This window comes from Cytobacillus sp. BC1816 (genome assembly GCF_051353635.1).
Lineage (GTDB): Bacteria > Bacillota > Bacilli > Bacillales > Cytobacillaceae > Cytobacillus > Cytobacillus oceanisediminis_C.
The window spans coordinates 440608-466671 of the sequence record NZ_CP195611.1 but is presented as its reverse complement, the minus strand read 5'-3'; the positions used below and the strand labels follow the sequence as shown (position 1 = coordinate 466671).

Sequence of the window (26064 nt, the reverse complement as noted above, 5' to 3'; positions counted from 1 at the left end):
TCATGTTACTTGATGCAGATATAAAAGCACAATTAGCTCAATATCTTCAGATGATGGAGGGCGACATCCTTCTAAAAGTCAGCGCTGGATCAGATAAAGTATCCAGCGACATGCTGGCTTTGGTAGATGAGCTAGCCAATATGTCCTCCCACATTAAAGTTGAGCGCACTGAATTACAAAGGACGCCAAGCTTTAGTGTAAATCGTCCAGGTGAAGATACTGGCATTACCTTTGCCGGCATTCCTCTTGGACATGAATTTACTTCCTTAGTGCTTGCTCTGCTTCAAGTTAGCGGAAGGGCACCTAAGGTTGATCAGAAAGTCATCGACCAGGTGAAGAAAATTGAGGGCGAATATCGTTTTGAAACTTATGTCAGCTTAAGCTGCCACAACTGCCCTGATGTAGTACAGGCTCTTAACGTCATGAGTGTTCTTAACCCTAATATTTCACACACAATGATCGATGGTGCTGCTTACAAAGAAGAAGTAGATGCTAAAGAAATTATGGCAGTGCCGACAGTTCTTCTAAATGGCGAATCATTCGGCAGCGGCCGTATGTCCCTTGAAGAAATTCTGGCGAAAATGGGAACAGGCCCTGACGCATCAGAGTTTGCAGATAAGGATCCTTATGATGTGCTTGTCATTGGAGGCGGCCCTGCGGGATCAAGCGCGGCAATCTATGCTGCACGCAAAGGCATCCGCACCGGCATCGTTGCTGAACGCTTTGGCGGCCAGGTAATGGATACTTTAGGCATCGAAAACTTTATCAGTGTGAAGCATACAGAAGGCCCTAAGCTTGTTGCAAGCCTTGAAGAACACGTGAAAGATTATGGCATCGATGTCATGAATCTGCAGCGTGCAAAGAGACTTGAAAAGAAGGACCTTGTTGAAATTGAACTTGAAAACGGCGCTGTTCTGAAAAGTAAATCAGTCATCCTTTCAACTGGTGCACGCTGGAGAAATGTCAACGTGCCAGGTGAAGCAGAGTTCAAAAACAAAGGGGTTGCTTACTGCCCTCACTGTGATGGCCCATTATTTGAAGGCAAAGACGTAGCTGTTATCGGCGGAGGCAACTCCGGTATTGAAGCAGCCATTGACCTTGCAGGGATTGTTAATCATGTAACGGTTATCGAATTCAATCCTGAATTGAAAGCAGATGCCGTTCTGCAGGAACGTCTGAACAGCCTTCCAAACGTAACGGTTGTCACAAATGCTCAGACAACTGAAATTACCGGAACTGATAAAGTAAATGGTATTTCATACATGGATCGTGAGACAGAAAAACTACACCATGTTGAACTGCAGGGTGTATTCGTCCAAATCGGCCTGGTTCCTAACACAGATTGGTTAGGCGACCAGATCGAGCGTACTCGCTTCGGCGAAATCGTTGTGGACAAGCACGGTGCCACAAACATCCCTGGTGTATTTGCTGCAGGAGACTGTACAGACAGTGCCTACAAGCAAATCATTATCTCAATGGGATCTGGTGCGACGGCAGCTCTAGGTGCGTTTGACTATCTGATCCGTAATTAATTTTTAATCTAAAACCGCTTACTGCCTTTGGCAGGAGCGGTTTTTCTATTGGGCTATCCCATTTCTTCAAAGTCGGCCAATGTATTCTACTCTAAGTTGGAAGCTCAGACTTAATCCCTGCTTCTGCTGTCCGAATGGGATTAGGTTCAGTCTTTTTTGTTAAGTGCCCTGGTACAATCGGCAATTTGAAAGGCGACAGCTTCCAATCAAACGTTTGATCGAAATAGAAAAAGAGCACAGACATAGCCTGAGCCCTTCCATTCTATCAGTGTACCAATGAGCCTTCTTTATATTTCTTCTCAAGTGTCAGCCTATACTCCTTGTTGGCTTCAATTAGATTATCTAAAATCTTTTTAGCAACAATGGCAGATGGAATTGTCTTGTTAAGCTGTAATGCTTGTAATGCTTTTTCATAAGAACCTTCCCTTTCCTTTTGACTTTAATTCACCGCCATCCTCCCCAGCGGCCCATTTTCATCAATAATATCCTGCAGTGCATAAACGGATATCGGAAACATCGGGAATCCATAAGCATAAGGCGTTATTTCATAGAGCTGGAAATAGATGATCAGAGCTTTGTCTGCTATATAAAAGTCCTGGTCAGGCCTAATGCCTTTAAAGTCTACAAGCAGCGGAATGTCACGCTGTTTAATTTGAACTGAGATCAGCTCAGACAGGCGTTTTACATAATTACTGCCCGGCTTAAATAAATCCTTTAAGGAAACCTGCTTCCCCTTTTGCAGATCAAACGTCAGAGATTTTATAACTGTCATACCATGTGCCGCATGATAATGATACACGTAATTGGATAAAGACAAGCTCAGGACGTCTCGCTGATTACTTTTAATCTCATAGTATCCATACAAATCAACCACGGTTGTATCCATATTGCCTGTCTGCTCGTTAATGAGCTGCTGGTTTTCTCGGACAATGGTACTGTTGATAACATGCTGCAGCTGCTTATTTTGCATTCCTGTCACACGGGGATAATAAACGACTTTGGTGGGCCCGGTCCTGATTGTCATCGTTTTGATGCCTACCGGAAAGTTGATTGCCACGGCTATCCATCCTTTTTGGGTTTTTAACACATCCTATTCAAATTGAGGCAAATGGTCTCAAATCTTCTCCCCCAAAAAAACACACAAAAGCCAGCTCTTGCTGCAATAATAATTCTGCAGCAAAAACTGGCTATTTAAAAATAAATCTTTTACTTTTATTTGCGGTTACTAAATCGTTTCCGCCAATCTCCAAATCGCAAATTCCTGGTTTTTATGTTTTTCTGCTGCTGTGTGTATTCCATTTGCTGCTTCCATTACCTTTTGATAGATTTCTTCTCCGATTTCTTCAATAGTATTCAAACCATCAATGATTTTCCCTGCATTCACATCGATATGTTCAGACATGATATCGTACAGTTTTGGATTTGTTCCAATTTTCATCACCGGCACGATCGGCGAACCTGTTGGAGAGCCTTTTCCTGTGGAGAATAGCACAATTTGCGCTCCTCCTGCAGCAAGCCCTGCTACCGATTCCACATCATAGCCAGGTGTATCCATAAAGATAAAACCCTTTTGGGCGGGCCTTTGAGCATATGCTACTACTTCCATTAAAGGAGAATTTCCGCCTTTTTTAATACACCCCAATGATTTTTCTTCAAGAGTTGTTAAGCCGCCTGCCATATTTCCTGGGGTAGGATTTGCGGATCTGATATCTTCTCCTGTATCCCTGATTCTCATTTCATAGTCCTTTACGATTTTAAGGAATTTCTCTCCGACTCCTGAATTTATAGCGCGATTGGCTAATATATGCTCCGCTCCAATTGCTTCTGTAGTTTCCGCTAAAATACTAGTGCCTCCATCTCTAACAACCGCATCCGAGCAAACCCCGATTGCAGGGTTTGCAGTGATTCCGGACCAGGCATCAGATCCGCCGCATTCGAGGCCAATCGTTAATTCTGTTATATCAGCTGTTTCTTTTTGTTCATTCCTGCTTCTTCCCAATGCCATTTCAAGCCAAAGTTTGCCTTCCTTAAGGACATCCGATATTGACTGGCCCTTCTGAAAAGTAATCGCATGTACATAGTGGCCATCATTCTTCAGCGCTGAAACAATTTCTTCAGCAGGATCACCCTTACCCATCCCTAAAAAAAGTGCTGCGCTCACATTTGGATGGCCAGCTGTCCCTCTAAGAGTTCGGATCGTCTGTTCTAAATCCTCGGGATATTGGGCTTTACCCGCTTGATGCGCCACTGGTATGACTCCCGGCACAAGCTGGGCCATTCTCTTCGTAAGACCAGCCAATTCGCCAACCGTATTAATAACGATTACATGATTTCTTACGCCGATACTCCCGTTTGGCCGGCGATATCCTTCAAATGTTTTCATCGCTGATGCACCTCCATAAGAGCACTCAATCGTTCCTCTTCTTTTAATCCGCGGACATTGGAAACGTGAACATGGTAACCCGGATTAATTTCTTCCGTTGAGATTCCCATGCATTCCCCATATTTAATGATCTTGCTGTCTTTAGGGATATTTATGGCGGCAATCTTATGACCATACGGGATATTCTCTTTGATTTCGATTGCTTCATTTTCGCCCTGTACTGCCAGGAATTCGCCCGGCTTTATGCTTCTGAGTGCAACTGCTACATTGTCTTTTCTGTCCAGCTTGATCGCATTGTATTTTTGGCTCATCATGCTACCTCCATTCCTGGTATTAAAACGTTGTTCCTATATGAGGAATAGAGAATTCCCCTAACTCCATTTTTTCCAAGCTTGTTTGTTTTCCCGAGCAGATTTCCAGAAGCTCAGCTATAAGAGCGTCTGCATGATCGGAAACCTCTCTTTCGCTGACCCTATAATCAACGAGCTCGTCAAAATAATCATCTTGATTTTTAGGTGTTATCGTCATACATGGCAAAGCGGCTGAACCGGTAAGTACACCCCTGCTGCTGACAATCATGACTATATGGCATCCGCTTGATGCCATATTTGACAAAGCCTCAACAATATTTCCCGGAACAGTGATCAGATGCAAGCCACTTTCGGCAGGGATTTCACTATATCCAAGCAAACTCTTAATCGGGCTGGTGCCTGTCATCTCTGCTTCCAGGACTGCTTTTGACCTTTCCTTTTTAGAATATCCCTGATTAGCAGGGGATTCAGTGCTTATCTCTTTCCAGCGTTTCCGCTGTAGCCCTTCACCCATTATCCTCAGTCTATTTTTCACTTCTTCGCTTGCGGACCGTTCTGACAGAAGTCCCCCTGATGGCTCTAAAGTTTTAGAGAGGCCCATGATGACATTGGCCCCATTATGGACCAATCTGTCAACAGCTTCTCCTATTACTGGCGCAACCTTAAATAAAGAGTCTTCATCAAGGTCATCTGTTAAAATTCCCACAGTCAGTGAGGATAGCGGCATACGCTGACGCTCTTGGCCTGCAGCTTCTCTTGCCCATTGCTCAGCTATTTCCACACCTTTTTTAATTGTGTTTTCTCCTCCTGCCATCTGCTGAATTCCTATACCTTTTACAGGCTTCGTTTCCGGTATGCTTTCAAGCAGCCCGCTGATTTGATTTGTTTCACAGCCCAATCCGACAAGAAGGGCTGAGTGCAAATTCGGATTTGAGGAGATGCCAACGAGCATATTCTTAGTTACTTTAAAATCATCTCCAAGCTGCGCACAGCCATTGCCATGAACGAACGGAACCGTACCGGGAACCTTAACCGAGATTTCTTTGGCTACGACACTGGAACAAACAACCGAACAAATAATGCCAATGTGATTTCTAATTCCTACAGTTCCATCTTCTCTGATAAAACCTTCAAAAGAATATTCCAACTCCAAACTCCCCTTCCACTTACAATAATTAAATAAAAATTACAAAAATTTTAAACAGCAGCATCTTCAATTGCTGGATCTTGTTTTGCTTTTTGGTTCCCTTCAAATGATTCCACTTTTCCATCAATGCCTTTTTTCTTTTGATACTTATCTGCTAGAATTACAGCGATTGGAACAAGCAATGCCGTACTAATAGTCGCAATTGAAATTTGAGCAGAAGCAACAGCCACTAAATTCTGATATACCTGAGCCTCGGCTGCTGTCATTAAACCAGATCCAGCTGCAACCGATGCAGCAGCCGCAATGGCAGCTGGCGTTGCTACTGCATTGCCGGCAGTGGAAGCCTCAGCCCATGGAGCGATATAGCTTTTCTCCCGGAAAAGCTTGAATGTAAGTGCCATTACTCCCCCTGAAATGATTACTGTCATTAACGCCAGGACAATTCCAGCTCCTACAACTTCCGGGTTAAAGAAGCTTGCCAGATTCATGCCCGCACCTAATGCGAAGGCAAAGAAAGGAATAACAAGTGTTTCACCGGCTGCCAGGAAATTTCGGATCTCCTGGTCGAGGTTCCCTAAAATCATTCCAATTAAAATTGGCAGCAGAACTGCAATAAAGGCAATAAGCGGGAAGTTAGCTCCCATTAATCCTAAAGCCATTAATGTGAAAAACGGTCCATCGTTCAGAGAGAGAACGGCTGTCGCTCCTACATCCGAACGATTCCCATACTGCCCGGTCAACGCTGCAAACATCCCGCCATTGCCATTTGTCATCGCCGCGATGATCGCCATGGTTGATAAACCAAGGAACCCATTCACCGGATCTGACATTACCCCCCAAAGCATTCCGATGAAAAAACCAGCCAAATACTTCGATGTTGTTAAGAGAACACCCTTTTTTAAAGCTTTTCCTCCTACCCGGAGATTCATCTGGCTTCCTGCACAGAACAGGAATAAAGCACATAGGGTTAACGCACCATCTTTAAACAATGCCTGCGTGAAGCCCCCTATTTTCAAAAATTCATAGTTTCCGTCCGGAGTAGGTGCTACTCCTAAACCTTTGAGCAAATCCATAATAAAAGGAAGATGGAGCTGATCAATTGTATTTAATAAGGCTCCTAATAATAATGGCACAACCATCAGCCCGCCTGGAACTTTGTCAATTTTCTTCTTGATTTGCATCTTAACACTCTCCTTATTCATATTAAAAATGTGATTTCAATATTTGAAACCGTTTACAATATGTTTTAAAATAGTGATTCTAAAGTTGAGTGTGTTATGTTTCATGAAGTTTGAAGTGAACCTTTTTAAATATGATTGCTAAATGAATTCTGCAAACAAAGGTGAAAGAATTACTTAGAGGCTGGCTGTGGATTTTCGTAGTTGTTCTGTTTGTCAAAAGAGTTATGTTTTTCTATTATGTTAGATAAAGTTCCGATGTTCTCTATTGTAATGGATATCTGATCCCCATCTTTTAGCCACACTTTCGGATCTCTCCCCATTCCTACGCCTGGTGGTGTACCTGTTGCAATTAAATCCCCTGGCTTTAAGGTCATCGATTGAGAGAGAAAAGAGACAATATAAGGAATTTTAAAGATCAGATTTTTAGTATTGGAGTCTTGCATAATCTCATTATTCAAACGTAAAGAGATATCCAGATTATGAGGATCTCCTGCTTCATCTTTTGTTACAACAACAGGTCCTATCGGTGCAAATGTATCTGCCGATTTCCCCCGCGACCATTGGCCATCAGCAAATTGAAGATCCCTGGCACTCACATCATTCATAATGGTATAGCCAAAGATGTAATCCTCTGCCTCTTCTTCAGAAACACATTTTGCTTCCTTCCCAATAACGATTGCCAATTCCGCTTCAAAGTCCACCTGGCTGGAGTTGACAGGAAGTTCGATGGCATCCCCTTCCCCGATGATGGCATTTGCATATTTTGAAAAAATAACTGGTGATACTGGCGGTTCCAATCCTGTTTCTATGCAATGGTCAAGGTAGTTTAAACCGACACAAATGATTTTTTCGGGCTGTGTAATAGGAGCAAGTATTTCCACATCTGAAAGGGGCAATGATACATCCCTGTCATCCAGTCCCAGTTCATTTTGCTCAAGCAGTGCCTGGATAGAAGGAAGAATGCTATCGCTTTGTTCAATAATCTGCTTTAAATCCCTCGGAATTTTCAATCCTGAGGAACTATCAATCTTGGTTTCTAAGGCATTTAAATCTATTATATGGTTTTCTTTTAAAACACCAGTACGTGTCTCTGAGTTGATTCGAAAAGCGGCAAGTTTCATTTAAACCTTCACTCCTTCTTTTAATTTGCTGCAGCTGCAGTGATAATCTTTGCAATTCCCAGTCCTTCAGCGCCTAGTTTTGAAGTTTTGGCTTCAGGATAATAGCGTTCAATCATCTGAACACCGATAGCCGCCCGGCGTACCCGTTCTTGTACAAGAGAAATATTTGTAGCTTCCCACTGCTTACCGGAAGGATACACATCCGGGTGATTACGAAGACCAAATTTAATGTACACGGGTGCTAACACACGGATAATTTCCGGAATTTCATAGTATCGGAGAAAACCGCCAAAGTTGTCTGGAACCTCAACATATAAATCAATTGGAATATCAATTGCCTGGCGGATTGAGGCTAGTTTTGGCAGGGTCAGTGCTGTAGGAACGTTATAGGTTCCTGCCCCCAGGTCTTGCATAAGTTTAATGGAAACCGGGTTAGCTGAGCCCATTTGCACTGATACTTTCACGACAAAATTCTCAGGAAGCTGCCCTGCTTTTTTCATTTCTTTTGTCATTAACAGCAGGCCCTCATCCGCTACCAATGCACCTCTTAGTCCTAATCGGGCACCCCTTTTTAAGTCTTCCATTGCATAGACAAGCTGGTCCGCTCCTTCATGGCGCAAAGCTTGAGCCTTGCCGCCACTAGTTAATGGACCTGAACTGATATCCCAGGTTCCCCTCGGTCCGACAAATAAGCTGAGCTCTATTCCTCTTTCTGCAGTCAGGCTGCACATTTCCAGAATTTCTTCATCTGTTTGCAGCATGATTCCGCTACCTTGGGATATGCGGTGAACGGTCAGGCCATAACGATCAATTTCTTTTAACGTTTCTTTTAAGGCAGCCGGGCCTTCGACACTCGGCAGTTCAATTCTGTACTGTGCACCATCTGGAAATGTTTTGTTAGAACAAGGCAGTTCCGATAAGTCTGTAGATGGATAACCTAGTTTTTCAAGTAATTCTCTAGATTCTTTCATTATTTGACCCTACTTTCATTTCAATAGTTTGTATGAGTGCTGCTACCTTATCTGACAGTTCCTTAGGATATACATCAAACGGAGGGCGGTTGCCTGCATTAACATGAAACCACCTTTGGTGCACCGCTTCTTTCACTGCAATAAAAAATGATGGGCAGAGCGTGTAAATATCCATTAAATGTGATAATTTTCGGTGCTGCTGTACTGCCTTTGCCAGATTGCCATTCCGGTATTCTTCATATAAATTGACTGAAATTTCAGGAGCAAAGCTGGCTGTTCCATTTATGCTCCCTGCCGTTCCAATCATTTGGCCCGGCAATAAATGCTCATCAAATGCGGTAAAAACCATAAAGTCGCTTCGGACCTTTGTTACTTCCTTGATCATCTGGCGAATGTGCCCGAAGTCACTTATAGTTTCCTTAATCCCGCATATATTCTGGTAATCTATCGATAATTTTTTTACAAGGTCTGCCGAAAGCGATTGTCCGCTAAGAGAAGGGATATTATATAAAATGACTGGCAGGGATGTATTTTCAGCAATAGCTCCATAAAAACCATATAGCTGTTCTTCTGAAAGCGGCCAATAGTACGGGTTGACTGCAAGTACTGCATCGGCTCCCTGTTCCTCAGCAAAAGTGCACAAATTAAGCACTTCGCATAACGCCGTATGGCCTATTCCCACCAAAACAGGAACCCGCTGATTTATATACTTAGTCATTTCTTTTACATATAATTTCCGCTCCTCCATGGTTAACGAGGTAAATTCACCTGTGCTGCCCATTAATAAAATGCCATGCACACCCTCGTTAATTAACTCATCGAGATATCTTTTGTTTAAGTCCAAATCCAGGTTTCCTTCTTCATCGAATAATGTAACAACCGGTGGTATGATTCCATGAAACCGCATTCACTCTTCCCTCCAATCAACCCTTGTCATTTGAGATGGCAAAGCAGGGACAAAACCCCCCCTGGCTTTACCCGCATTATCCTTTTATAAATACGGTTTTAATAGCAGTAAAGAACTCCTTTGCTGCTTCTCCCTGTTCACGGGATCCTGTACTCGATGCTTTCATCCCTCCAAACGGGGCCTGAAGCTCTACTCCAGCACTTTCAGCATTGATGCGGACAAGGCCTGCTTCAATCTCATCAATAAATTCAAGGAATGAGCTAATATTGGAAGTAAAGATGGATGCACTTAAGCCATACTTTGTATCATTGGCAATTGCGATTGCTTCTTCTAAATTAATTGCTTTTATAAGAGCAATAACTGGACCAAAGATTTCTTCCTGTGCGATTGTCATCTCAGACTTTACATCTTCAAAAATAGCCGGAGAAATAAAATATCCTTTTTTAAGCTCTCCTCTGGTCAAAGCTTCTCCTCCGTATACTAGTGAAGCACCCTCACTCTTTGCCAGCTCAATATATTTCTTTACTGTATTAAACTGACTTTCGCTTGCACAAGGTCCCATCCAGATTCCCTCCTGCAAGCCATCGCCTACGGTTATCTTTTTTGTTTCTGCAACTAACTTTTCTTTAAAGTCATCGTATACATCCGATTCAACAATTACACGGCTGGAAGCTGTACATTTCTGACCAGTAGAACGAAATCCGCCGCTGATTACCGCTTCAACAGCTGCATCTAAATCAGCATCTTTTGCAACAATAACTGGGTTCTTCCCCCCCATTTCCAGCTGGAATTTGATTCCGCGGGCCGCTGCTGATTTAGCAACCCCTTCCCCTACGGATTCAGACCCTGTAAAGGAAATAGCATTTAGCAGTTTATGATCAATAAGAGCCTGACCAATAACAGAGCCTGACCCAGTAATAAAATTAAGAACTCCTGCCGGAAGCCCGGCTCTAGCAAAACACTCCACTACCTTCGCCGCAGTTACAGCCGCTTCGGAAGCAGGTTTGAACACAACTGTGTTTCCGTAAACTAAAGCAGGGGCTATTTTCCAAATAGGAATGGCTACAGGAAAATTCCAAGGAGTAATAATGCCTGTCACACCCAATGGCGCCCTTTTAGTGAACATGAGAGCATCTTTATCTGTTGATGGAATGACATCTCCTTCCTTTCTCATCCCTTCTCCTGCATAATAACGAAGGATTGCAATCCCTCTGGCAGTCTCCCCTTTGGCTTCAGGAAGCGTTTTACCCATTTCTCTTGTCAATGTTTCTGCTATATCATTCAAGTTTGCTTCCAATATGTTAGCTGCTTTGTATAAGAACTGCCCTCGTGCTGCCTGGCCAAGCCTTCGCCACGCTTTTTTCGCATTATGTGCTGCCTGAACTGCATGCTCGAGATCTTCACGGGAGGAATTCTGTACGATCCCTACTACCTCATCTTTATTTGCCGGATTAAAACTTTTGATCGATTCCTTCGTTCCTGACTCTACCCATTCTTTATTAATAAAATTTTGATAGACTTTCTCTTTGATTTCAATTTGCATCCTTTCTCCGCTCCTTTTTAAGATTTATTCAATAATCTGTTTCTGCTTGCCCGTATAACCGGCATATTGGGATAACCGGTTTGCGAGGTTTAATATTTCATCCTTCGCTGCATCCTTTTTCTGCTCCCAGCTATTCGTCATCATTGTAAAACTGACTCCTGCAATAATATTGTTTTCGTAGTTATAGACCGGCGCAGCCACACAATGAAACCCTAACGAGGCTTCCTGGTTCTCGATTGCATAACCATTCTTCTTTGCTGCATTGACGTTTTCATAGAGATCGTCGATATTGGAGATTGTAAAAGGTGTCTTCTTCTCAAATTTGCTGTTTGGAAATATCTCCTCTAGCTCATTTTTGTCATATTGAGTCAGCTGAATTTTACCGATCGCAGAGGCATATGCCGGGAAACGCATGCCGGGATCTGTTACAAGCCGGACTCTTGAATCCCCTTCCATTTTTCCTAAATAAACAACGTTTCCTTTCTCTAACATTCCCAGCTGGATATGCTCATTTATTTTTGAAACAGACACGCTAGCTTCCTTATAAAAGGACTGCAATATATTGAACTGCTTAAAGTACGCGGCACTTAGCGCACCCAATGCAGGTCCAAGTGAATATGTATCGCCTTCCTCCTTCACAATCCAACGCAGGGTATCTAATGTATTTAACAAGGAGAATAAAGAGCTCTTATTAATACCCAGCTGTTTGGATATGTCGATCAGGCGCAATTGATTGGGACGCTCGCCAATGAGAGCTAAAATGTTATTTGCCTTTTCTAACGCTGGAACCCAATATTTTTCTTTCATGAATATCTTCACCTCTAAATGGTTTATTATAATAAACCAGGTTTCAAATTTTAAACCTAAACCTAGTTTAGCATACTAATTTAAATTTTCAAACAATTTATATACTTTTTCTTTCTGGAGAAAGTTCGTTAAATTTTCCTTTTGCTCTGAAAGAATACATAATAAACTTTAGGGCGATAATGGAAAATTCACTTATAAATATTAGTCAGTATTTTTCGCCATTGATTTTTAATAATTGTAACAGGAGCCTCAAAACATGGAAAAACACCAAACCAGCCTTAAACCATTCATTTCACTCATACTATCAACAAAAATTCCAAAGACTGCCCTCATCATTGGTTTAACAGCCAGCATTTTAACCACCTTAACTGGCCTTCTCGTACCGCTGCTGACCAAAAATCTGGTGGACGGTTTTTCTGTTGAATCTTTAAGCGTTCCGCTCATAATCGGAATTGGGGCAGCCTTTATCGTCCAGGCCATCATCAGCGGAATCTCCATCTACCTGCTCAGCTATGTAGGCCAAAAAGTGGTGGCACGGCTTCGGGACCGGATGTGGATGAAGCTCATAAGGCTGCCGGTCAGTTATTTTGATAAGCAATCCAGCGGCCGGACAGTCAGCCGCGTAGTTAATGATACTAGCATTGTCAGGGAGCTGATTACCAATCACTTTCCACAATTTATTACCGGGATTATCAGTATTATCGGTGCAATTATTATCCTGCTTGTGATGGACTGGAAAATGACACTGCTCATGCTCACTTCTGTTCCTATTACACTGGCAATCATGATTCCACTCGGCCGAAAGATGGCAAAAATATCTCGGGGACTTCAAGATGAAACTGCCATCTTTACCGGAAACATTACCCAAACACTTGGTGAAATCCGCTTAATGAAGTCTTCTACCGCAGAACAAAATGAAGAAGAAAAAGGATTGGATGGCATCGACAAACTGCTTGGCTTCGGTTTGCGGGAAGCCCGCATTTTTGCAATGATTGGCCCGACTATGTACCTGATTATGATGGTTGTTATTGTCATGATCATCGCCTATGGAGGCATGCGTGTGGCCAGCGGAACGATGTCAACGGGTTCTCTTGTAGCCTTTTTGCTGTACTTATTCCAGATTATTATGCCAATCACCTCATTTGCGATGTTTTTTACTCAGCTGCAAAAAGCAAAAGGCGCCACAGAGCGGATCATAGAAATTTTGGAGGAGCCATTAGAAGATGGGCAAGACGGCATCGAATTGGATATCAGCAGCAAACCGATTTTAATCGATAACGTCTCATTCTCCTATAGCGCAGAAGAGAGTGTTCTGGAAAATATCTCACTGGAAGCCCAGCCAGGTCAGATGATTGCACTGGCAGGTCCAAGCGGAAGCGGAAAAACCACTCTGTTTGGTTTGCTTGAACGATTTTACGAGCCAACTAATGGTGAAATTAAAATTGGCGATACACCCATCCGGCAGATATCCCTTAAATCCTGGCGCAGCCAAATTGGCTATGTTTCACAGGAAAGTGCCATGATGGCAGGTACGATCCGTGAGAATTTATGCTATGGGCTGGAAAATTCCAAAAGCATTGCAGATGAGAAATTATGGGAAGTTGCGAAAATGGCATACGCTGACCAATTCATCGCTGATTTTCCGAAGGGGCTTGACACAGAAGTTGGTGAGCGGGGGGTGAAGCTTTCCGGAGGACAACGGCAGCGTATTGCTATAGCGCGGGCTTTCCTGCGCGACCCTAAAATATTGATGATGGACGAAGCTACCGCCAGCCTTGACAGCCAATCTGAAGGCATCGTCCAGCAGGCCCTTACCCGCCTAATGGAAGGCCGGACAACTTTCGTCATCGCCCACCGCCTTTCCACAATTGTTGACGCAGACCAAATTGTTTTCATTGAAAAAGGACAGGTCACAGGCATTGGCACACATTCCGAATTGACACAATCACATGATCTATATCGTGAATTTGCCGAGCAGCAGCTTGCATAAGAAGTGGCCAGTCTATCAAAGACTGGCCATTTTACTGCTGATCTTGATTCCAGCCCCTTTAAAACCGAATCTTATGATAAAATGTGACAAATTATCCATATAAACATGATGGTGGATTCCTTATAATGGAATTAAGATCTCAGTTAGTCATGCCAATCCAAAAGGAGGCTAAAGACTATGTCAATAGATCACACACTTAACATGCTTGAAACATTGAAATATTATTGTGACTCTGAAATCACTCAGACCTTTTCAAATGACAAACAGCAGGTTTTATCTGTATGTTACTTGAAAAACAATCATTCTTTTGAAATTACCTACACAGAAACAAATATAAAGAAAAATTTCCGCCACATAGAATCAGCAGCAGAAGCAATCGAAAAAGCCTTAAGGTGATTAAGACATCCTTAAAGCTTTTTTTGATTGTTCTCTTCCATGTAATTTACGAGATGCAGGATACTATCCCTGTGTCTTTTCATTTAAGGGGAAATCATACTGCAACCTAAATCAATCAAACGTTTGATTGACTTTTTTCTGTCTGGTATAAGGCTTTCTCAGACTCAAAAACTCTCATAATTTCATTGCTGTCCTTTGTCAGTATGTCTTTCACATTTGGTCCAAACCATTCCAGAGAAGCATCCATTTCCATCAAATTCGAAGTCTCTTAAGAACATCCTGTAATCTACCGCTCCTTCAAATAATGAAACCTATGCCCTCCCTGCTGCACCCGGAAAGGCACGGGACTGAAAGCTTAATAGATAGCAAACACATAAAAAAAATGCCCATTCAAAAATCCCTTTATGAATGGGCATCGCACTTTATTTAATTTCAGCTGGCTCACGGTATTGCTTCTGGCCCAATGAATGATAGACATCCTGACGGCTATCAATAATATATTCCGGCTTCGGCTTGCCGCGGTTTGCTTTGTGCCCAGCAATATGTACATCACTTGTTTCCCACGCCTTCCAGGCTTCTTCCGATTCCCAGCGAATCATGACGGCAACTTCTTCGTCCCCGCTGCGCTGTTTCTTCTTTAAAACATTCAAATCAATAAATCCGGGCTTCTCTTCGATTATTCCTTCCCCTGCAAAGCGCTCGATTAACTTATTTGAATGGCCTTCTTTCACCATAATTGTTTTTAATTGAATAAACATATCTGTTCCTCCCCTGCTTCTTTTCTGTTATTATAATTGATAACGATTTTCATTTTCAACTATCTTAAAAAATAGATTCATTATTTCCTTGGTTTATAGTATCTTTAGATTATCGAATTAATCAGAAAACGGGGCCTAAGTATGTGGAAAAATAAAAATGTATGGATTTTATTAACCGGGGAGTTTATAGCAGGGCTGGGCTTGTGGCTCGGTATAATAGGGAATCTAGAATTTATGCAGGAAAAGGTTCCCTCAGATTTTCTAAAGTCGCTTATTTTGGCTGGCGGATTGCTGGCAGGGATTGCTGTGGGACCCTGGGCAGGAAGAATAACTGACCAAATCAGCAAGAAAACGGTCATGCTGGCTTCTGGCTTCGCCCGGGCATTGAGCGTTGTTTTTATGTTAATTGCCATACAAATCGGGTCAGTCTGGTGGATGGTTATTTTTCTGGTATTCCTGCAAATCTCAGCAGCCTTCTATTTTCCAGCTCTGCAGGCTGCCATCCCGCTGGTTGTGGAAGATAAGGACCTGCTGCAGCTGAATGGAGTCCATATGAATGTGTCCACTCTTTCCAGAATATTAGGTACTGCTTTAGCTGGCGTTTTGTTAGTTATCTTGCCATTATCAATGCTTTACATCGCTTCGCTTGTCGCCTATCTGATTCTCTTTATAATCACCTTTTTTATGGATTTTGAAGAATCCTTCTCAAAGGAAAGCACAGGAAGAAAATCAGCGGGCGGCGGAGGATTCAAGGAAGTATTCCCAATTATTCAAGGTCTGCCCATTGTGTTTATGACATTGATCCTTACCTTGGTTCCGCTTCTGTTCCTTGGCGGATTTAACTTAATGGTCATTAATATCAGTGAGCTTCAAGACAGCTCATCCATTAAAGGCTTAATCTATACGGCAGAAGGACTCGGCTTCATGCTTGGCGCATTCATTGTCAAACAACTCAGCCAAAAACGTTCGCCTTATGCGATCCTGTTTTTCTTCTCCTTCATCATCGGACTATCACAGCTGCTTCTGTACTTTGCAGATGTGCCTGTTCTATCCATCTTGGCTTTCTTTATTTTTGGATTTGCGGTCGGCTGTTTCTTCCCGACTGCCGCCACCATTTTCCAAACAAGAGTGCCCAAGGAATTTCACGGAAGATTCTTCTCCTTCCGAAACATGCTTGACCGTGTAACTTTTCAGATTGTCCTGCTTCTGACTGGATTCCTGCTGGATGCAGTCGGCCTTCAGTTAATGGTCGTGATCTTTGGAATACTGTCGCTGATCATGACGGCAGCATTCTTTGCTAAATTCAGGCAAATTAGGACAGAAATTCAGGTAAAAGAAAAGATCAGTACGTAAAAAAAACCGGTCCACATCGTGTGGGCCGGTTTTTCGCTGATATTCCGCCTTAATTCCAGGCATTTTTTCAGTTTAAGTGCGGATAGACTTATTTTATGTCCGGATAAAATTTTTTCTGTGTGCATTACCCAGTTTTATGTGCGGATAAAAAAATTTATGTGCGCTTAGTTTTTACCCTAGTGCACAAGCTGCTTCACCAATTCCCGATTCCGTTTTTTAAAGACATCATTATGGGAAGAAACCATCGCAGCTGCGGCAGCATCCGGTTCAATATACTGCTTCGCTTTGTTTACTGCATTGGCAGCATCCTGGAATGCCCCGGCAATTAAGTGAAGTTTGCCGTCATGCTTAAGGATGTCCCCTGCAGCATATAGCCCTTCAACCGACGTTTCGCTGTTAGCATTGCCTGCAATATAGAAATCTTCGAGCATTTCAATATTCAGATTGCTATTTTTTAAGAGTTCCGTATCCTGTTCATAGCCATGATTAATTACTACTTCATCAATCTGCAGATAAGAAACTTCCCCTGTTTCATTATTCGTCAATTCCACCTGTTCAATTTCCTCATGATTTCCGCCGGCAATTAATTTTGTGATGGACGTATGGTTAATGCAGATAACCGAGCTATTCATAAGCTGTGAAACCTGTGCTTCATGCCCAGTCAAAGCATCTCTCCTGCATGTGATGTATACCTGCTTGGCAACGGCTTCCAATTCATTTGCCCAGTCTACTGCAGAATTTCCTCCGCCGGAAACAATTACAGTCTTATCTTTAAAATGTTTAAGCGATTTGACCGTATAATTCAGATTGGAAACTTCAAAACGCTCTGCCCCTTCTATCTTCAGTTTTTGCGGCTTTAAAATTCCGCTTCCAACAGCGACAATGACGGTTTTCGAATAGTGTTCTTCTCCAGAAGAGCCTTTTAAGACAAATAGACCATCTTCATTTTTGGCAATGGATTCTACCTTTTCATTAAGAACAACCGTTGGATTAAACGTTAGTCCCTGCTCCACCAGCTGTTCAATCAGTTTTGCCCCTGGTGTCGGGATCAGGCCGCCCACATCCCAGATCATTTTCTCCGGATATACATGAATTTTACCGCCAAGCATTGGCTGAAACTCAATCAGCTTTGTTTTCATTTTCCTTAATCCGCTGTAGAAAGTGGAATAAAGACCCGCAGGTCCGCCTCCAATAACCGTCACATCAAACACTTCAGCATTTTTCATTTTCCGTTCACTCCTATAACCAATTACTATTGATTATCATTCTCATTTCAACTATACGACCTTTCTACTCCTTTGACAATGAAATTTTTTCTGAATACTTTTCCTTTAAAATACTATTGACATAAAAATCAGATAGACTTATAGTAAAAAAGAACCGATACTGATAATCATTATCACTAAAATATATTCTCAACTAAACGGAGGTTACATAATGGTCCGCCTATATACAGATGGCTTGAACATTGGATATAGTGAACGCTTGATTGTAAAAGACCTAAGTGTCCAGATTCCCGATAAGAAGATCACGACAATCATCGGCCCGAATGGCTGCGGAAAATCAACCCTTTTAAAAGCGATTACACGAATCATTTCTCATCAATCAGGCACTGTCATTTTGGACGGCGAGAACATTTCTAAGGAAAATACAAAGATCCTCGCCAAGAAAATGGCGATTTTGCCGCAAACACCCGAAAGTGCAAGCGGTTTAACAGTGGGCGAACTGGTCTCATACGGTCGCTTTCCTTATCAGAAAGGATTTGGCAGATTAACGAAAAGGGACTATGAAGTCATTGATTGGGCTCTTGACGTTACTGGGATCAAGGATTTCAAATTTCGTCCGGTTGATGCCCTTTCCGGCGGCCAGCGACAGAGGGTCTGGATCGCAATGGCTCTTGCTCAGGAAACAGACATCATTTTCCTTGATGAACCAACCACTTACTTGGATATGGCCCATCAGCTTGAGGTTCTTGAGCTTCTCCAAAAGCTGAACCAGGAACAGGAACGCACCATTGTAATGGTCCTTCATGATTTAAACCAGGCAGCCCGTTTTGCTGACCATATCGTTGCATTAAAAGATGGTGAAATTGTTAAATCAGGAAGCTATGAGGAAGTCATTACACAAGATGTCTTAAGGAAAGTGTTCAATATTGATGCAGTCATCGGACGCGATCCCCGCACAAACAAGCCAATGTGTATTACTTATAATTTACTAAAAGGAGAAAATCAACATGAAGAAACTATTGATCCCGTTTATGATCTTGCTGCTTCTGCTTATTAGCGCCTGCGGCAATACAGAGCAAGGAGAATCAAAAGAAGCAGAACCAAAAGAAGATAAAAAATCAGGCACCTTTACTTATGAATCTGAAACCGGGCCGGTTGAAGTACCGGCTGATCCTAAGAGAGTCGTCCTCCTTTCCGGGTTTACAGGAAATGTAATGCAATTAGGTGTAAATATCGTCGGTGTGGACACATGGTCCAAGAATAACCCCCGTTTTGAAGAAGAATTGAAAGATGCTGAAGAAGTATCTGAAGATAACCTTGAAAAAATAATAGAATTAGAACCAGACCTGATCATTGCATTATCTACTGTAAAAAACTACGATAAACTTAAGGAAATTGCACCAACAGTAACTTATACATGGGGTAAATTAGATTATCTGTCACAGCATGAGGAAATCGGCAAGCTTCTTAATAAAGAAGAAGAAGCAAAGAAATGGGTAGCAGACTTTAAACAGCGTGCTGAAGCAGCTGGTGAAGACATCCGTGCGAAAATTGGCGAAGATGCAACCGTTTCTGTTTTTGAAATCTTTGATAAACAGCTTTATGTGTTTGGCGATAACTGGGCACGCGGAACTGAAATCCTGTACCAGGCAATGGACTTAAAAATGCCTGAAAAAGTGAAGGAAATGGCTCTTAAAGATGGTTATTACGCTATTTCCACAGAAGTTCTTCCTGAATATTCCGGAGATTACATTATTCTGAGCAAATACTCTGACGCTGACCATTCGTTCCAGGAAACGAATACGTACAAAAATATCCCTGCTGTAAAAAATAACCGCGTCTTTGAAATGGAAGGCAATGGTGCTTCCTTCAGTGATCCTATCACACTTGATGCACAGCTGGAGTTCTTTAAAGAATCATTTTTAGGAAAGTAATAATGCAGGAGGGATTCTTATTTTGAGGAATTCCTCTTTCCTATTTAGAAAAGCGGAAGCGCCTTATCAATTCTGTTATTATAAGAACAGCGCAAGGCTCCCGCCTGTCAGCTGGAACTAGACAGTTTTCGAAGTTTAAGGCAGTTCTGATTCCATAAAGAAAGATGAGAGTACAATGACAAAAGATGCTCAACCCTTCATTCCATTTATCTATAAACTCGCCGCAGGCTTTGTTATCTTTGCAGGCATGTTTGTGGCTGCGTGTGTGTTTGGAGCTGCGGATGTCACGGTCAGAGATGTTTGGCTGGCGCTTGCTTCCAATGCTTCTGGAGAAAAAATTTCGATTATTCGTGAAATCCGGCTGCCGCGTGAAATTGCTGCGGTCTTCGTTGGAGCTGCACTTAGCATTTCCGGGGCCATTATGCAGGGAATGACAAGAAACCCTCTTGCAGACCCAGGCTTACTCGGATTAACGGCTGGAGCAAATGCCGCACTTGCATTAACTCTTGTGCTCATTCCTTCAGCAAATTACATAGGGATTCTCTTCGCCTGTTTTATCGGTGCAGCGGTCGGAGCTGGGCTGGTTTTCGGCATTGGCGCCATGAAAAAAGGAGGGTTTTCTCCAATTCGTATCGTATTGGCCGGTGCCGCGGTTTCCGCCTTCCTTTTCGCAATAGCCGAAGGAGTCGGCATCTATTTTAAAATTTCAAAAGATGTCAGCATGTGGACGGCAGGCGGAATCATCGGCACATCCTGGAGCCAGCTGCAAGTAATTGTCCCGGTTATTTCCATTGGCATTCTTGTTTCGCTTTTTCTGTCCAAGCAGCTGACTATCTTAAGCTTAAATGAGGAAGTGGCAGTAGGCCTGGGGCAGAATACATCTCAAATTAAGACCATCCTATTCATCTTAGTGACCCTGCTTGCTGGCGCATCAGTGGCACTCGTTGGAAATATGGCTTTTATCGGGCTGATGGTGCCTCATATTGTCCGTGCTATTGTAGGTACAGATTACCGTTTTATTCTTCCTATGTCTGCCCTGACAGGAGCTGCTTTTATGCTTCTGGCCGATACACTCGGGAGAACCATCAATGCTCCTTACGAAACACCGGCAGCAGCTATTATCGCTGTTATGGGGCTTCCTTTCTTCCTGTTTATTGTTCATAGGGGAGGTAAGGCGTTCTCATGATGCAGCCAGAGTTAGTAAAAAAACAGCGAATTTTAATGGCTGTTTTATCAGCACTCATTATTGTTACCATTGTGATTGGAATGGGATTAGGCTACGCCTCCCTTTCATATGACCGATTGATCCCGACTATTATGGGACAGGGCACATTTAAAGAAGAATTTGTGTTATTCTCCATTCGGCTGCCGCGTGTATTTATCACTGTCTTGGCCGGCATGGCACTCGCATTATCCGGTGCTATTTTACAAGGGATTACACGCAATGACCTGGCAGATCCAGGCATCATTGGCATAAACTCCGGTGCCGGGGTTGCTATAGCGGTTTTCTTTCTGTTCTTTCCGATTGAAGCTGGGACTTTCATATACATGCTGCCTTTATGCGCATTTTTCGGCGCTTTACTTACTGCAATCCTCATCTATGCTTTTTCCTATAAAAAAAGCGAGGGGCTTCAGCCTGTAAAGATGGTGCTGGTCGGGGTGGGATTTTCCATGGCGCTTTCCGGTGTCATGATTGTCCTGATTTCTTCAGCAGAAAGAGAGAAAGTCGACTTTATAGCTAAATGGCTATCAGGGAATATCTGGGGAACAGATTGGCCGTTCATTTGGGCACTCCTCCCCTGGCTTCTTCTGCTGATTCCATTTACTTTATATAAAGCAAACCGTTTAAATCTATTAAGCTTAAGCGAGCCTGTCGCAATCGGGATAGGAGTATCCATTGAAAAAGAACGGATCATCCTCCTGCTTACAGCCGTTGCATTGGCCGCTTCAGCTGTGTCGGTGACCGGCGGAATCGCCTTTATCGGCTTAATTGCACCGCACATGGCTAAAGCGCTTGTTGGACCGCGGAACCAGCTTTTCATTCCGATTGCTATTCTTTTAGGAGGATGGCTTCTCTTATTCGCCGATACGCTTGGCCGGAACCTGGTTGATCCTGACGGCCTGCCAGCTGGCATTATGGTTGCGCTGATCGGTGCTCCTTATTTCATGTATTTACTGTTAAAAAAATAGCTGATTAAAAAGACGTGTTCGCACGTCTTTTTTTCTTTTTAAATGTAATAGTAATATATTAATTTCTTAAAACCATGTTTCTTCCTGCTTTTTTCAGGGCAATAGATACAGTGTATATTTGGAAATCTATAGCATAGGAGGAATTTAGATGTTTTTTCATGTAAAAGAATTGCAATTTGAAGCTAAGCCGGAACGTCCGGATCCCGTTTTTGCCAAAAAGCTTCAGGAATTGATCGGCGGCCAATATGGTGAAATGACGGTTGCCATGCAGTACATGTTTCAGGGCTGGGCAACTCGTGGAAATGAAAAGTATCGCGACCTTCTGCTGGATATTGGGACTGAAGAAATTGGACATGTGGAAATGCTCGCAACAATGGTTGCCAGACTAATGGACGACGCCCCTGTTAATCAGCAGGAAGAAGCAGCAAAGGATCCGGTGGTTGGAGCGATTATGGGCGGAATGAACCCGCAGCATGCCATTGTCTCCGGACTTGGTGCCCGTCCGACTGACAGTGTAGGGAACCCTTGGATGGGCACTTATATTACAGCCAGCGGAAATTTATTAGCAGACTTCCGTTCAAACTTGAATGCAGAGTCCCAGGGCCGTCTGCAGGCTGCACGTCTCTATGAAATGACTGATGATAAGGGCATTAAAGATCTGCTTTCAGTTCTGATTGCCAGAGACGCTTACCACCAAAACCAATGGGCTGCTGCGATTGCGGAGCTTGAAGAAAAAGAAGGCCTGCTCGTCCCCAGCACCTTCCCTCGTGAAAAAGAACGCACAGATATCTCTTACACACTCTACAACCTATCAGCAGGCGAAGAAAGCAGCACAGGCAGATGGGCACAGGGCCCTGCTCTGGATGGCCAGGGAGAATACAAATATGTAAGCAATCCAAAGCCTGAGGGGGACAAGCCTATGCTAAAGCCTGCACCACCAAACCTCCATAACACATTACCGATGGATTAATAATAGATTTAACAAAACAGGCTGAATCATCAGCTTGTTTTGTTAGTTCAATCAAACGTTTGATTGAATTGGACATTGCTTTCCTCTTTAATATCCGTCCTCTCCATTGACTTCCTTCAGATTTTTTATATGATAAAACCATCCTACCCTTAGACATGAATGGAATTTTCCTTACATTTACTCTGAACATTAAGGTTACCCTCACTATAAAAGGGGAATGAAAATAAGTGATACACCTCCGGAAAGGATCTAGTTTGCATGATTTATTTTTTTACCGCCGTACTGATTATATTTATTAGTTACGCAGTTTTGCCCACTGTACTCATACGATCGCTGAATTGGGGAATTGTAAAAGAAATATCCGAACCAAATTCCATTGCTTTAACCTTTGATGATGGCCCGGATCCACAATATACAGCGAGGCTTCTGGATGTCTTAAAAAAGCATGAAGCAAAGGCAGCCTTTTTCGTTGTCGGGGAAAATGCAGCAAAGCATCCATTGCTGCTTAAAAGAATGCAGGAGGATGGACATACAATTGGCATCCATCATTACCGGCATATCTCAAGCTGGTTCCTTTCACCGGGATGTTTAAAAAGACAACTGGAGCAAACAAAAAAAATTATTGAAGAAACGATTAATGAAGAGGTCTATTTCTATCGTCCGCCATGGGGACACTTCAATTTATTTACCCTCTGGATGGCTAGAAAGTATAAGATTATTATGTGGTCGGGCATTTTCAAGGATTGGAAAATTCGGCATATCAGGGACACCCTTTCAGAGTCGCTGGCAAATGAAACCGTGCCTGGCCGGATTTTTCTACTCCACGACAGTGGTGAAACTCTTGGCGCAGATCCCCATGCACCTGAATATATGATTGGCCATCTGGACCAGTATTTGCAGCAGGCAGCACTAAAAGGGATCCATTTTGTTTCTTTAAAAGAAGGATATCAGGGGCATCGCACATGAGTACTGAAACAATTATTGAATTTATTTCGTCCTACGGGTATTGGATTATCTTTTTATTTTTATTTTTCGGGATTGTCGGCATTCCTGCTCCGGAAGAATCGCTATTATTTCTTATTGGCGTGTTAATTGGAAATCACAAGTTAAGCTTTGCCGAATCTGCAGTCTGTGCAGAAGCAGGTGTGCTGCTTGGGATGCTTTCAGCGTATTGGATCGGTAAAAAAGCAGGTACACCTTTTCTCAAAAAATATGGCAGATATATTGGGATCACGGAAAAAAGATGGAATACCGCCCAGAAAAAATACTTGGAGAATCATCGTTTTATGATCTTTGCGGGTTTTTATATGCCGGGAATACGACAGATAAGTCCTTACTTTGCCGGCATATCCAAAGTTCCTTTTCATCAGTACCTTCTATATTCTGCAGCAGGCTCCCTTAGCTGGGTGCTCCCTATAATTGCCGCGGGATACTTTGCCGGAAGCTTATTTGATATAAATCCTGAATATGTGCCATATCTGGGGATTGTGTTATTATTTGTATTCGTAATCTACATGCTCTTTAAGTATGCAAAAAATAAATTCAAGTGATAGAAAGGAGGGTATTATGAAAGTTCTCCTGCTCCCTTTATTCCAATTCCCCACAGGACATTCCAAAGTTGCCAAAACACTTCAGGACAATATTCAAAGCCAATATCCTGATGCGGAAATCAAAGTAGTCGACTTTCTTGCCTATTGCAGTGACAAGCTTGAAAAGCTGGTCTCAGGTATATATTTAAAAGGGTTCCTGGGTGCCCCTTTCCTTTACAGGGCATTATATTACACCATTATGTATAAACAGCATCCTTTTAAATTGCAGCCTGATTTACAGGTTCTGTCCTATTACTTTGAAAGAAAGATGCAGAAGTTTCTTGATGAAGAAAATCCGGATTTAATATTTTGCACTCATTCCTTTCCATCTGGAATCATCAGTTCACTAAAGCAAAAGGGACGATACCGGGACGTCACTGTGGTCAATGTATACACGGACTTTTTTATTAATGATATATGGGGAAAACGCGGAATTGATTTTCATTTCGTTCCTCATCCTGAGGCGAAGGAAAAGCTTATCAGAAAGCACCACATTCCTGATGAGCAAATTTTTGTAACGGGCATTCCGGTTCATTCAGCCTATCACCTCCCGGTTCCATTTAAGAAAGATAACCGGATACGCCATATCCTGGTTGCAGGAGGAAACAGCGGCTTAGTAAACTGTGATTTTATAGACGCTATGCGGAAGGTTCCCCATATTCGATTTCTGATCCTTTGCGGAAATAATGACGAATTATATAGCTCACTCCAAGCACTTAATTCAAAGCAGATCGAGCCCATTGGATATATTGATGACCCTTTTGAAATGAACCAGCTATATAATAAAGCGGATGCTATTTTGACCAAACCGGGCGGAGTTACAATTAGTGAAGCACTGCAAAAGAAACTTCCGATTCTGGTCCATACCTCACTCCCCGGACAAGAGGAAATTAATTTGGACTATTTGCTTGAGAAAAATCTGGTGCTTGTCATTAATGACAAGCACATTGCTGAACAGCTTAATAATGAAGAAGCTATACTAAGTCTAAGAAAACACATTGAATCCTATCTGGCAAAAGTTTATTGCCCATTGGACTATGCCATCTTCATTTCAATTAAAAGCACCGGCAGAAAAACGCCTGAAACTGTACATTCCATAAGAGCTATCCCAACTTTAAAGTGAAACTTCAATCTGCTGGGCTTTAGAAGTAAGACTCCCGATAAATAAATTACAGCCTGGAATTTCCAGGCTGTTTTCCATTTCAATCAAACGTTTGATTGATCAAACCCTCTTCATAAAGAATATCCTCAATACCAGGGCCATTTCCTTGGTCATCCATGTCCTCACAGCCAACCGAAAAATAGGTATACGAATATTCATATCCATCTCCCTGTACACCGCCTGATCCGCCATGTGAAATACAGCTTTCTGATATCGCTTCACGCTTCCCCTTTTCATCCACATAATAGTACAAGTCATCAATATATCCTTCACTTTGCGGTAAAGAGGTAATGGCATATCCTCTATCATTCACCCGAACTACATCGTATTTCCCTTCTGTCTCAGGCTTAGGGGCATTACCTATTTCATGAACAATTCTTACCTGACCTGTATACCCTTTTGGAATCAGATAAAGATCATGAGTTTTTTCTTCCAGATCAGCCTGCTGAAGCATCCAAAAAGACCCCATTGGCAGGAGGCAAGCGATAAGAAAAGCTGCTGCGTTCAAGGCAACCCTCCTGCCGCCTGGCATCTCGCGGTTCCATTTCCGCCACTCGTCCACTAAAAAGAAAAGCACCGCAGCAAAAAATATG

The 26064-nt window shown here is 42.6% G+C and carries 27 protein-coding genes and 1 pseudogene; 12 read left to right on the top strand and 16 right to left on the bottom strand.

What is annotated here, in order from left to right:
• Positions 1–2: 2 nt before the first annotated feature.
• Positions 3–1532 carry an alkyl hydroperoxide reductase subunit F gene (ahpF, locus tag ACR42H_RS02410; RefSeq protein ID WP_436374618.1) on the top strand — a complete coding sequence of 510 codons (1530 nt, stop codon included), beginning with the start codon at positions 3–5 and terminating at the stop codon, positions 1530–1532.
• Between the two features lie 91 nt (positions 1533–1623).
• Here ahpF and ACR42H_RS02405 read toward each other — a convergent pair whose 3' ends face one another.
• From ACR42H_RS02405 to ACR42H_RS02350, 12 genes and pseudogenes are all read right to left on the bottom strand, one after another.
• Positions 1624–1776 (bottom strand): hypothetical protein, encoded by a 153-nt coding sequence (locus tag ACR42H_RS02405; RefSeq protein WP_436374617.1) that lies wholly within the window; start codon positions 1774–1776, stop codon positions 1624–1626.
• A gap of 21 nt (positions 1777–1797) precedes the next feature.
• Positions 1798–1956, bottom strand: a pseudogene (locus tag ACR42H_RS02400) (6-phospho-alpha-glucosidase); the annotation flags it as partial.
• Positions 1957–1971: 15 nt separating this feature from the next.
• Positions 1972–2589, bottom strand: coding sequence for a DUF3298 and DUF4163 domain-containing protein (locus ACR42H_RS02395; protein WP_181782398.1), 618 nt, complete (start codon positions 2587–2589; stop codon positions 1972–1974).
• A gap of 168 nt (positions 2590–2757) precedes the next feature.
• Positions 2758–3915 (bottom strand): UxaA family hydrolase, encoded by a 1158-nt coding sequence (locus ACR42H_RS02390; RefSeq protein WP_436374616.1) that lies wholly within the window; start codon positions 3913–3915, stop codon positions 2758–2760.
• Positions 3912–4229 (bottom strand): UxaA family hydrolase, encoded by a 318-nt coding sequence (locus tag ACR42H_RS02385; RefSeq protein ID WP_436374615.1) that lies wholly within the window; start codon positions 4227–4229, stop codon positions 3912–3914. The genes ACR42H_RS02390 and ACR42H_RS02385 overlap by 4 nt, the downstream gene beginning before the upstream one ends.
• 19 nt (positions 4230–4248) lie before the next feature.
• Positions 4249–5373: a UxaA family hydrolase gene (locus ACR42H_RS02380; protein WP_436374614.1), complete on the bottom strand. Its 1125-nt coding sequence runs from the start codon at positions 5371–5373 to the stop codon at positions 4249–4251.
• A 50-nt stretch (positions 5374–5423) separates the two neighbouring features.
• Positions 5424–6554: a 2-keto-3-deoxygluconate permease gene (locus ACR42H_RS02375; protein WP_436374613.1), complete on the bottom strand. Its 1131-nt coding sequence runs from the start codon at positions 6552–6554 to the stop codon at positions 5424–5426.
• A gap of 170 nt (positions 6555–6724) precedes the next feature.
• Positions 6725–7675, bottom strand: coding sequence for a fumarylacetoacetate hydrolase family protein (locus tag ACR42H_RS02370; protein WP_436374612.1), 951 nt, complete (start codon positions 7673–7675; stop codon positions 6725–6727).
• 20 nt (positions 7676–7695) lie between these two features.
• Positions 7696–8646, bottom strand: coding sequence for a U32 family peptidase (locus ACR42H_RS02365; protein WP_436374611.1), 951 nt, complete (start codon positions 8644–8646; stop codon positions 7696–7698).
• Positions 8633–9553, bottom strand: coding sequence for a dihydrodipicolinate synthase family protein (locus ACR42H_RS02360; RefSeq protein WP_436374610.1), 921 nt, complete (start codon positions 9551–9553; stop codon positions 8633–8635). Before ACR42H_RS02360 ends, ACR42H_RS02365 begins: the two co-directional genes overlap by 14 nt.
• Before the next feature lie 76 nt (positions 9554–9629).
• The gene (gene gucD / locus ACR42H_RS02355) at positions 9630–11096 is read right to left on the bottom strand and encodes an alpha-ketoglutaric semialdehyde dehydrogenase GucD (RefSeq protein ID WP_436374609.1); all 1467 of its coding nucleotides are present in this window, start codon (positions 11094–11096) and stop codon (positions 9630–9632) included.
• A 24-nt stretch (positions 11097–11120) separates the two neighbouring features.
• On the bottom strand, positions 11121–11903 hold the full coding sequence (locus ACR42H_RS02350) for an IclR family transcriptional regulator (protein WP_436374608.1): 783 nt from the start codon (positions 11901–11903) through the stop codon (positions 11121–11123).
• A 256-nt stretch (positions 11904–12159) separates the two neighbouring features.
• On the opposite strand from ACR42H_RS02350, the gene ACR42H_RS02345 reads away from it, so the two are divergent.
• A complete protein-coding gene (locus tag ACR42H_RS02345; protein WP_436374607.1) occupies positions 12160–13893 on the top strand; it encodes an ABC transporter ATP-binding protein in 1734 nt (577 codons plus the stop codon).
• Positions 13894–14070: 177 nt separating this feature from the next.
• Entirely contained in the window at positions 14071–14289 is a 219-nt protein-coding gene (locus tag ACR42H_RS02340) for a hypothetical protein (RefSeq protein WP_009335878.1), read from the top strand.
• A gap of 115 nt (positions 14290–14404) precedes the next feature.
• Here the strand turns inward: ACR42H_RS02340 and ACR42H_RS02335 are convergent, their stop codons facing one another.
• Positions 14405–14545, bottom strand: coding sequence for a hypothetical protein (locus ACR42H_RS02335; protein ID WP_436374606.1), 141 nt, complete (start codon positions 14543–14545; stop codon positions 14405–14407).
• 166 nt (positions 14546–14711) lie between these two features.
• The gene (locus tag ACR42H_RS02330) at positions 14712–15047 is read right to left on the bottom strand and encodes an antibiotic biosynthesis monooxygenase family protein (RefSeq protein WP_436374605.1); all 336 of its coding nucleotides are present in this window, start codon (positions 15045–15047) and stop codon (positions 14712–14714) included.
• A 141-nt stretch (positions 15048–15188) separates the two neighbouring features.
• Between ACR42H_RS02330 and ACR42H_RS02325 the strand changes: the two genes are divergently transcribed.
• Positions 15189–16400 (top strand): MFS transporter, encoded by a 1212-nt coding sequence (locus ACR42H_RS02325; RefSeq protein WP_436374604.1) that lies wholly within the window; start codon positions 15189–15191, stop codon positions 16398–16400.
• 176 nt (positions 16401–16576) lie between these two features.
• Here the strand turns inward: ACR42H_RS02325 and ACR42H_RS02320 are convergent, their stop codons facing one another.
• Complete coding sequence (locus ACR42H_RS02320) at positions 16577–17626, bottom strand: NAD(P)/FAD-dependent oxidoreductase (protein WP_436374603.1); 1050 nt, start codon at positions 17624–17626, stop codon at positions 16577–16579.
• Positions 17627–17837: 211 nt separating this feature from the next.
• Here ACR42H_RS02320 and ACR42H_RS02315 point away from each other — a divergent pair, with 211 nt between their 5' ends.
• From ACR42H_RS02315 to ACR42H_RS02280, 8 genes are all read left to right on the top strand, one after another.
• Positions 17838–18683, top strand: coding sequence for an ABC transporter ATP-binding protein (locus ACR42H_RS02315; protein WP_113884862.1), 846 nt, complete (start codon positions 17838–17840; stop codon positions 18681–18683).
• Positions 18634–19560 carry an iron-hydroxamate ABC transporter substrate-binding protein gene (locus ACR42H_RS02310; RefSeq protein WP_436374602.1) on the top strand — a complete coding sequence of 309 codons (927 nt, stop codon included), beginning with the start codon at positions 18634–18636 and terminating at the stop codon, positions 19558–19560. Before ACR42H_RS02315 ends, ACR42H_RS02310 begins: the two co-directional genes overlap by 50 nt.
• Before the next feature lie 175 nt (positions 19561–19735).
• Positions 19736–20746, top strand: coding sequence for a FecCD family ABC transporter permease (locus ACR42H_RS02305; RefSeq protein ID WP_436374601.1), 1011 nt, complete (start codon positions 19736–19738; stop codon positions 20744–20746).
• The gene (locus tag ACR42H_RS02300) at positions 20743–21750 is read left to right on the top strand and encodes a FecCD family ABC transporter permease (RefSeq protein WP_436374600.1); all 1008 of its coding nucleotides are present in this window, start codon (positions 20743–20745) and stop codon (positions 21748–21750) included. Before ACR42H_RS02305 ends, ACR42H_RS02300 begins: the two co-directional genes overlap by 4 nt.
• A gap of 148 nt (positions 21751–21898) precedes the next feature.
• Positions 21899–22720, top strand: a complete 822-nt coding sequence (locus ACR42H_RS02295) for a manganese catalase family protein (RefSeq protein ID WP_113884866.1) — start codon at positions 21899–21901, stop codon at positions 22718–22720.
• Between the two features lie 258 nt (positions 22721–22978).
• Positions 22979–23686: a polysaccharide deacetylase family protein gene (locus ACR42H_RS02290; RefSeq protein WP_436374599.1), complete on the top strand. Its 708-nt coding sequence runs from the start codon at positions 22979–22981 to the stop codon at positions 23684–23686.
• Entirely contained in the window at positions 23683–24270 is a 588-nt protein-coding gene (locus ACR42H_RS02285; protein ID WP_113884868.1) for a DedA family protein, read from the top strand. Before ACR42H_RS02290 ends, ACR42H_RS02285 begins: the two co-directional genes overlap by 4 nt.
• A gap of 16 nt (positions 24271–24286) precedes the next feature.
• Entirely contained in the window at positions 24287–25432 is a 1146-nt protein-coding gene (locus ACR42H_RS02280) for an MGDG synthase family glycosyltransferase (RefSeq protein WP_436374598.1), read from the top strand.
• Between the two features lie 79 nt (positions 25433–25511).
• On the opposite strand, the gene ACR42H_RS02275 is transcribed toward ACR42H_RS02280, so the two are convergent.
• Positions 25512–25979, bottom strand: coding sequence for a DUF6843 domain-containing protein (locus ACR42H_RS02275; protein ID WP_436374597.1), 468 nt, complete (start codon positions 25977–25979; stop codon positions 25512–25514).
• Positions 25980–26064: the final 85 nt, after the last annotated feature.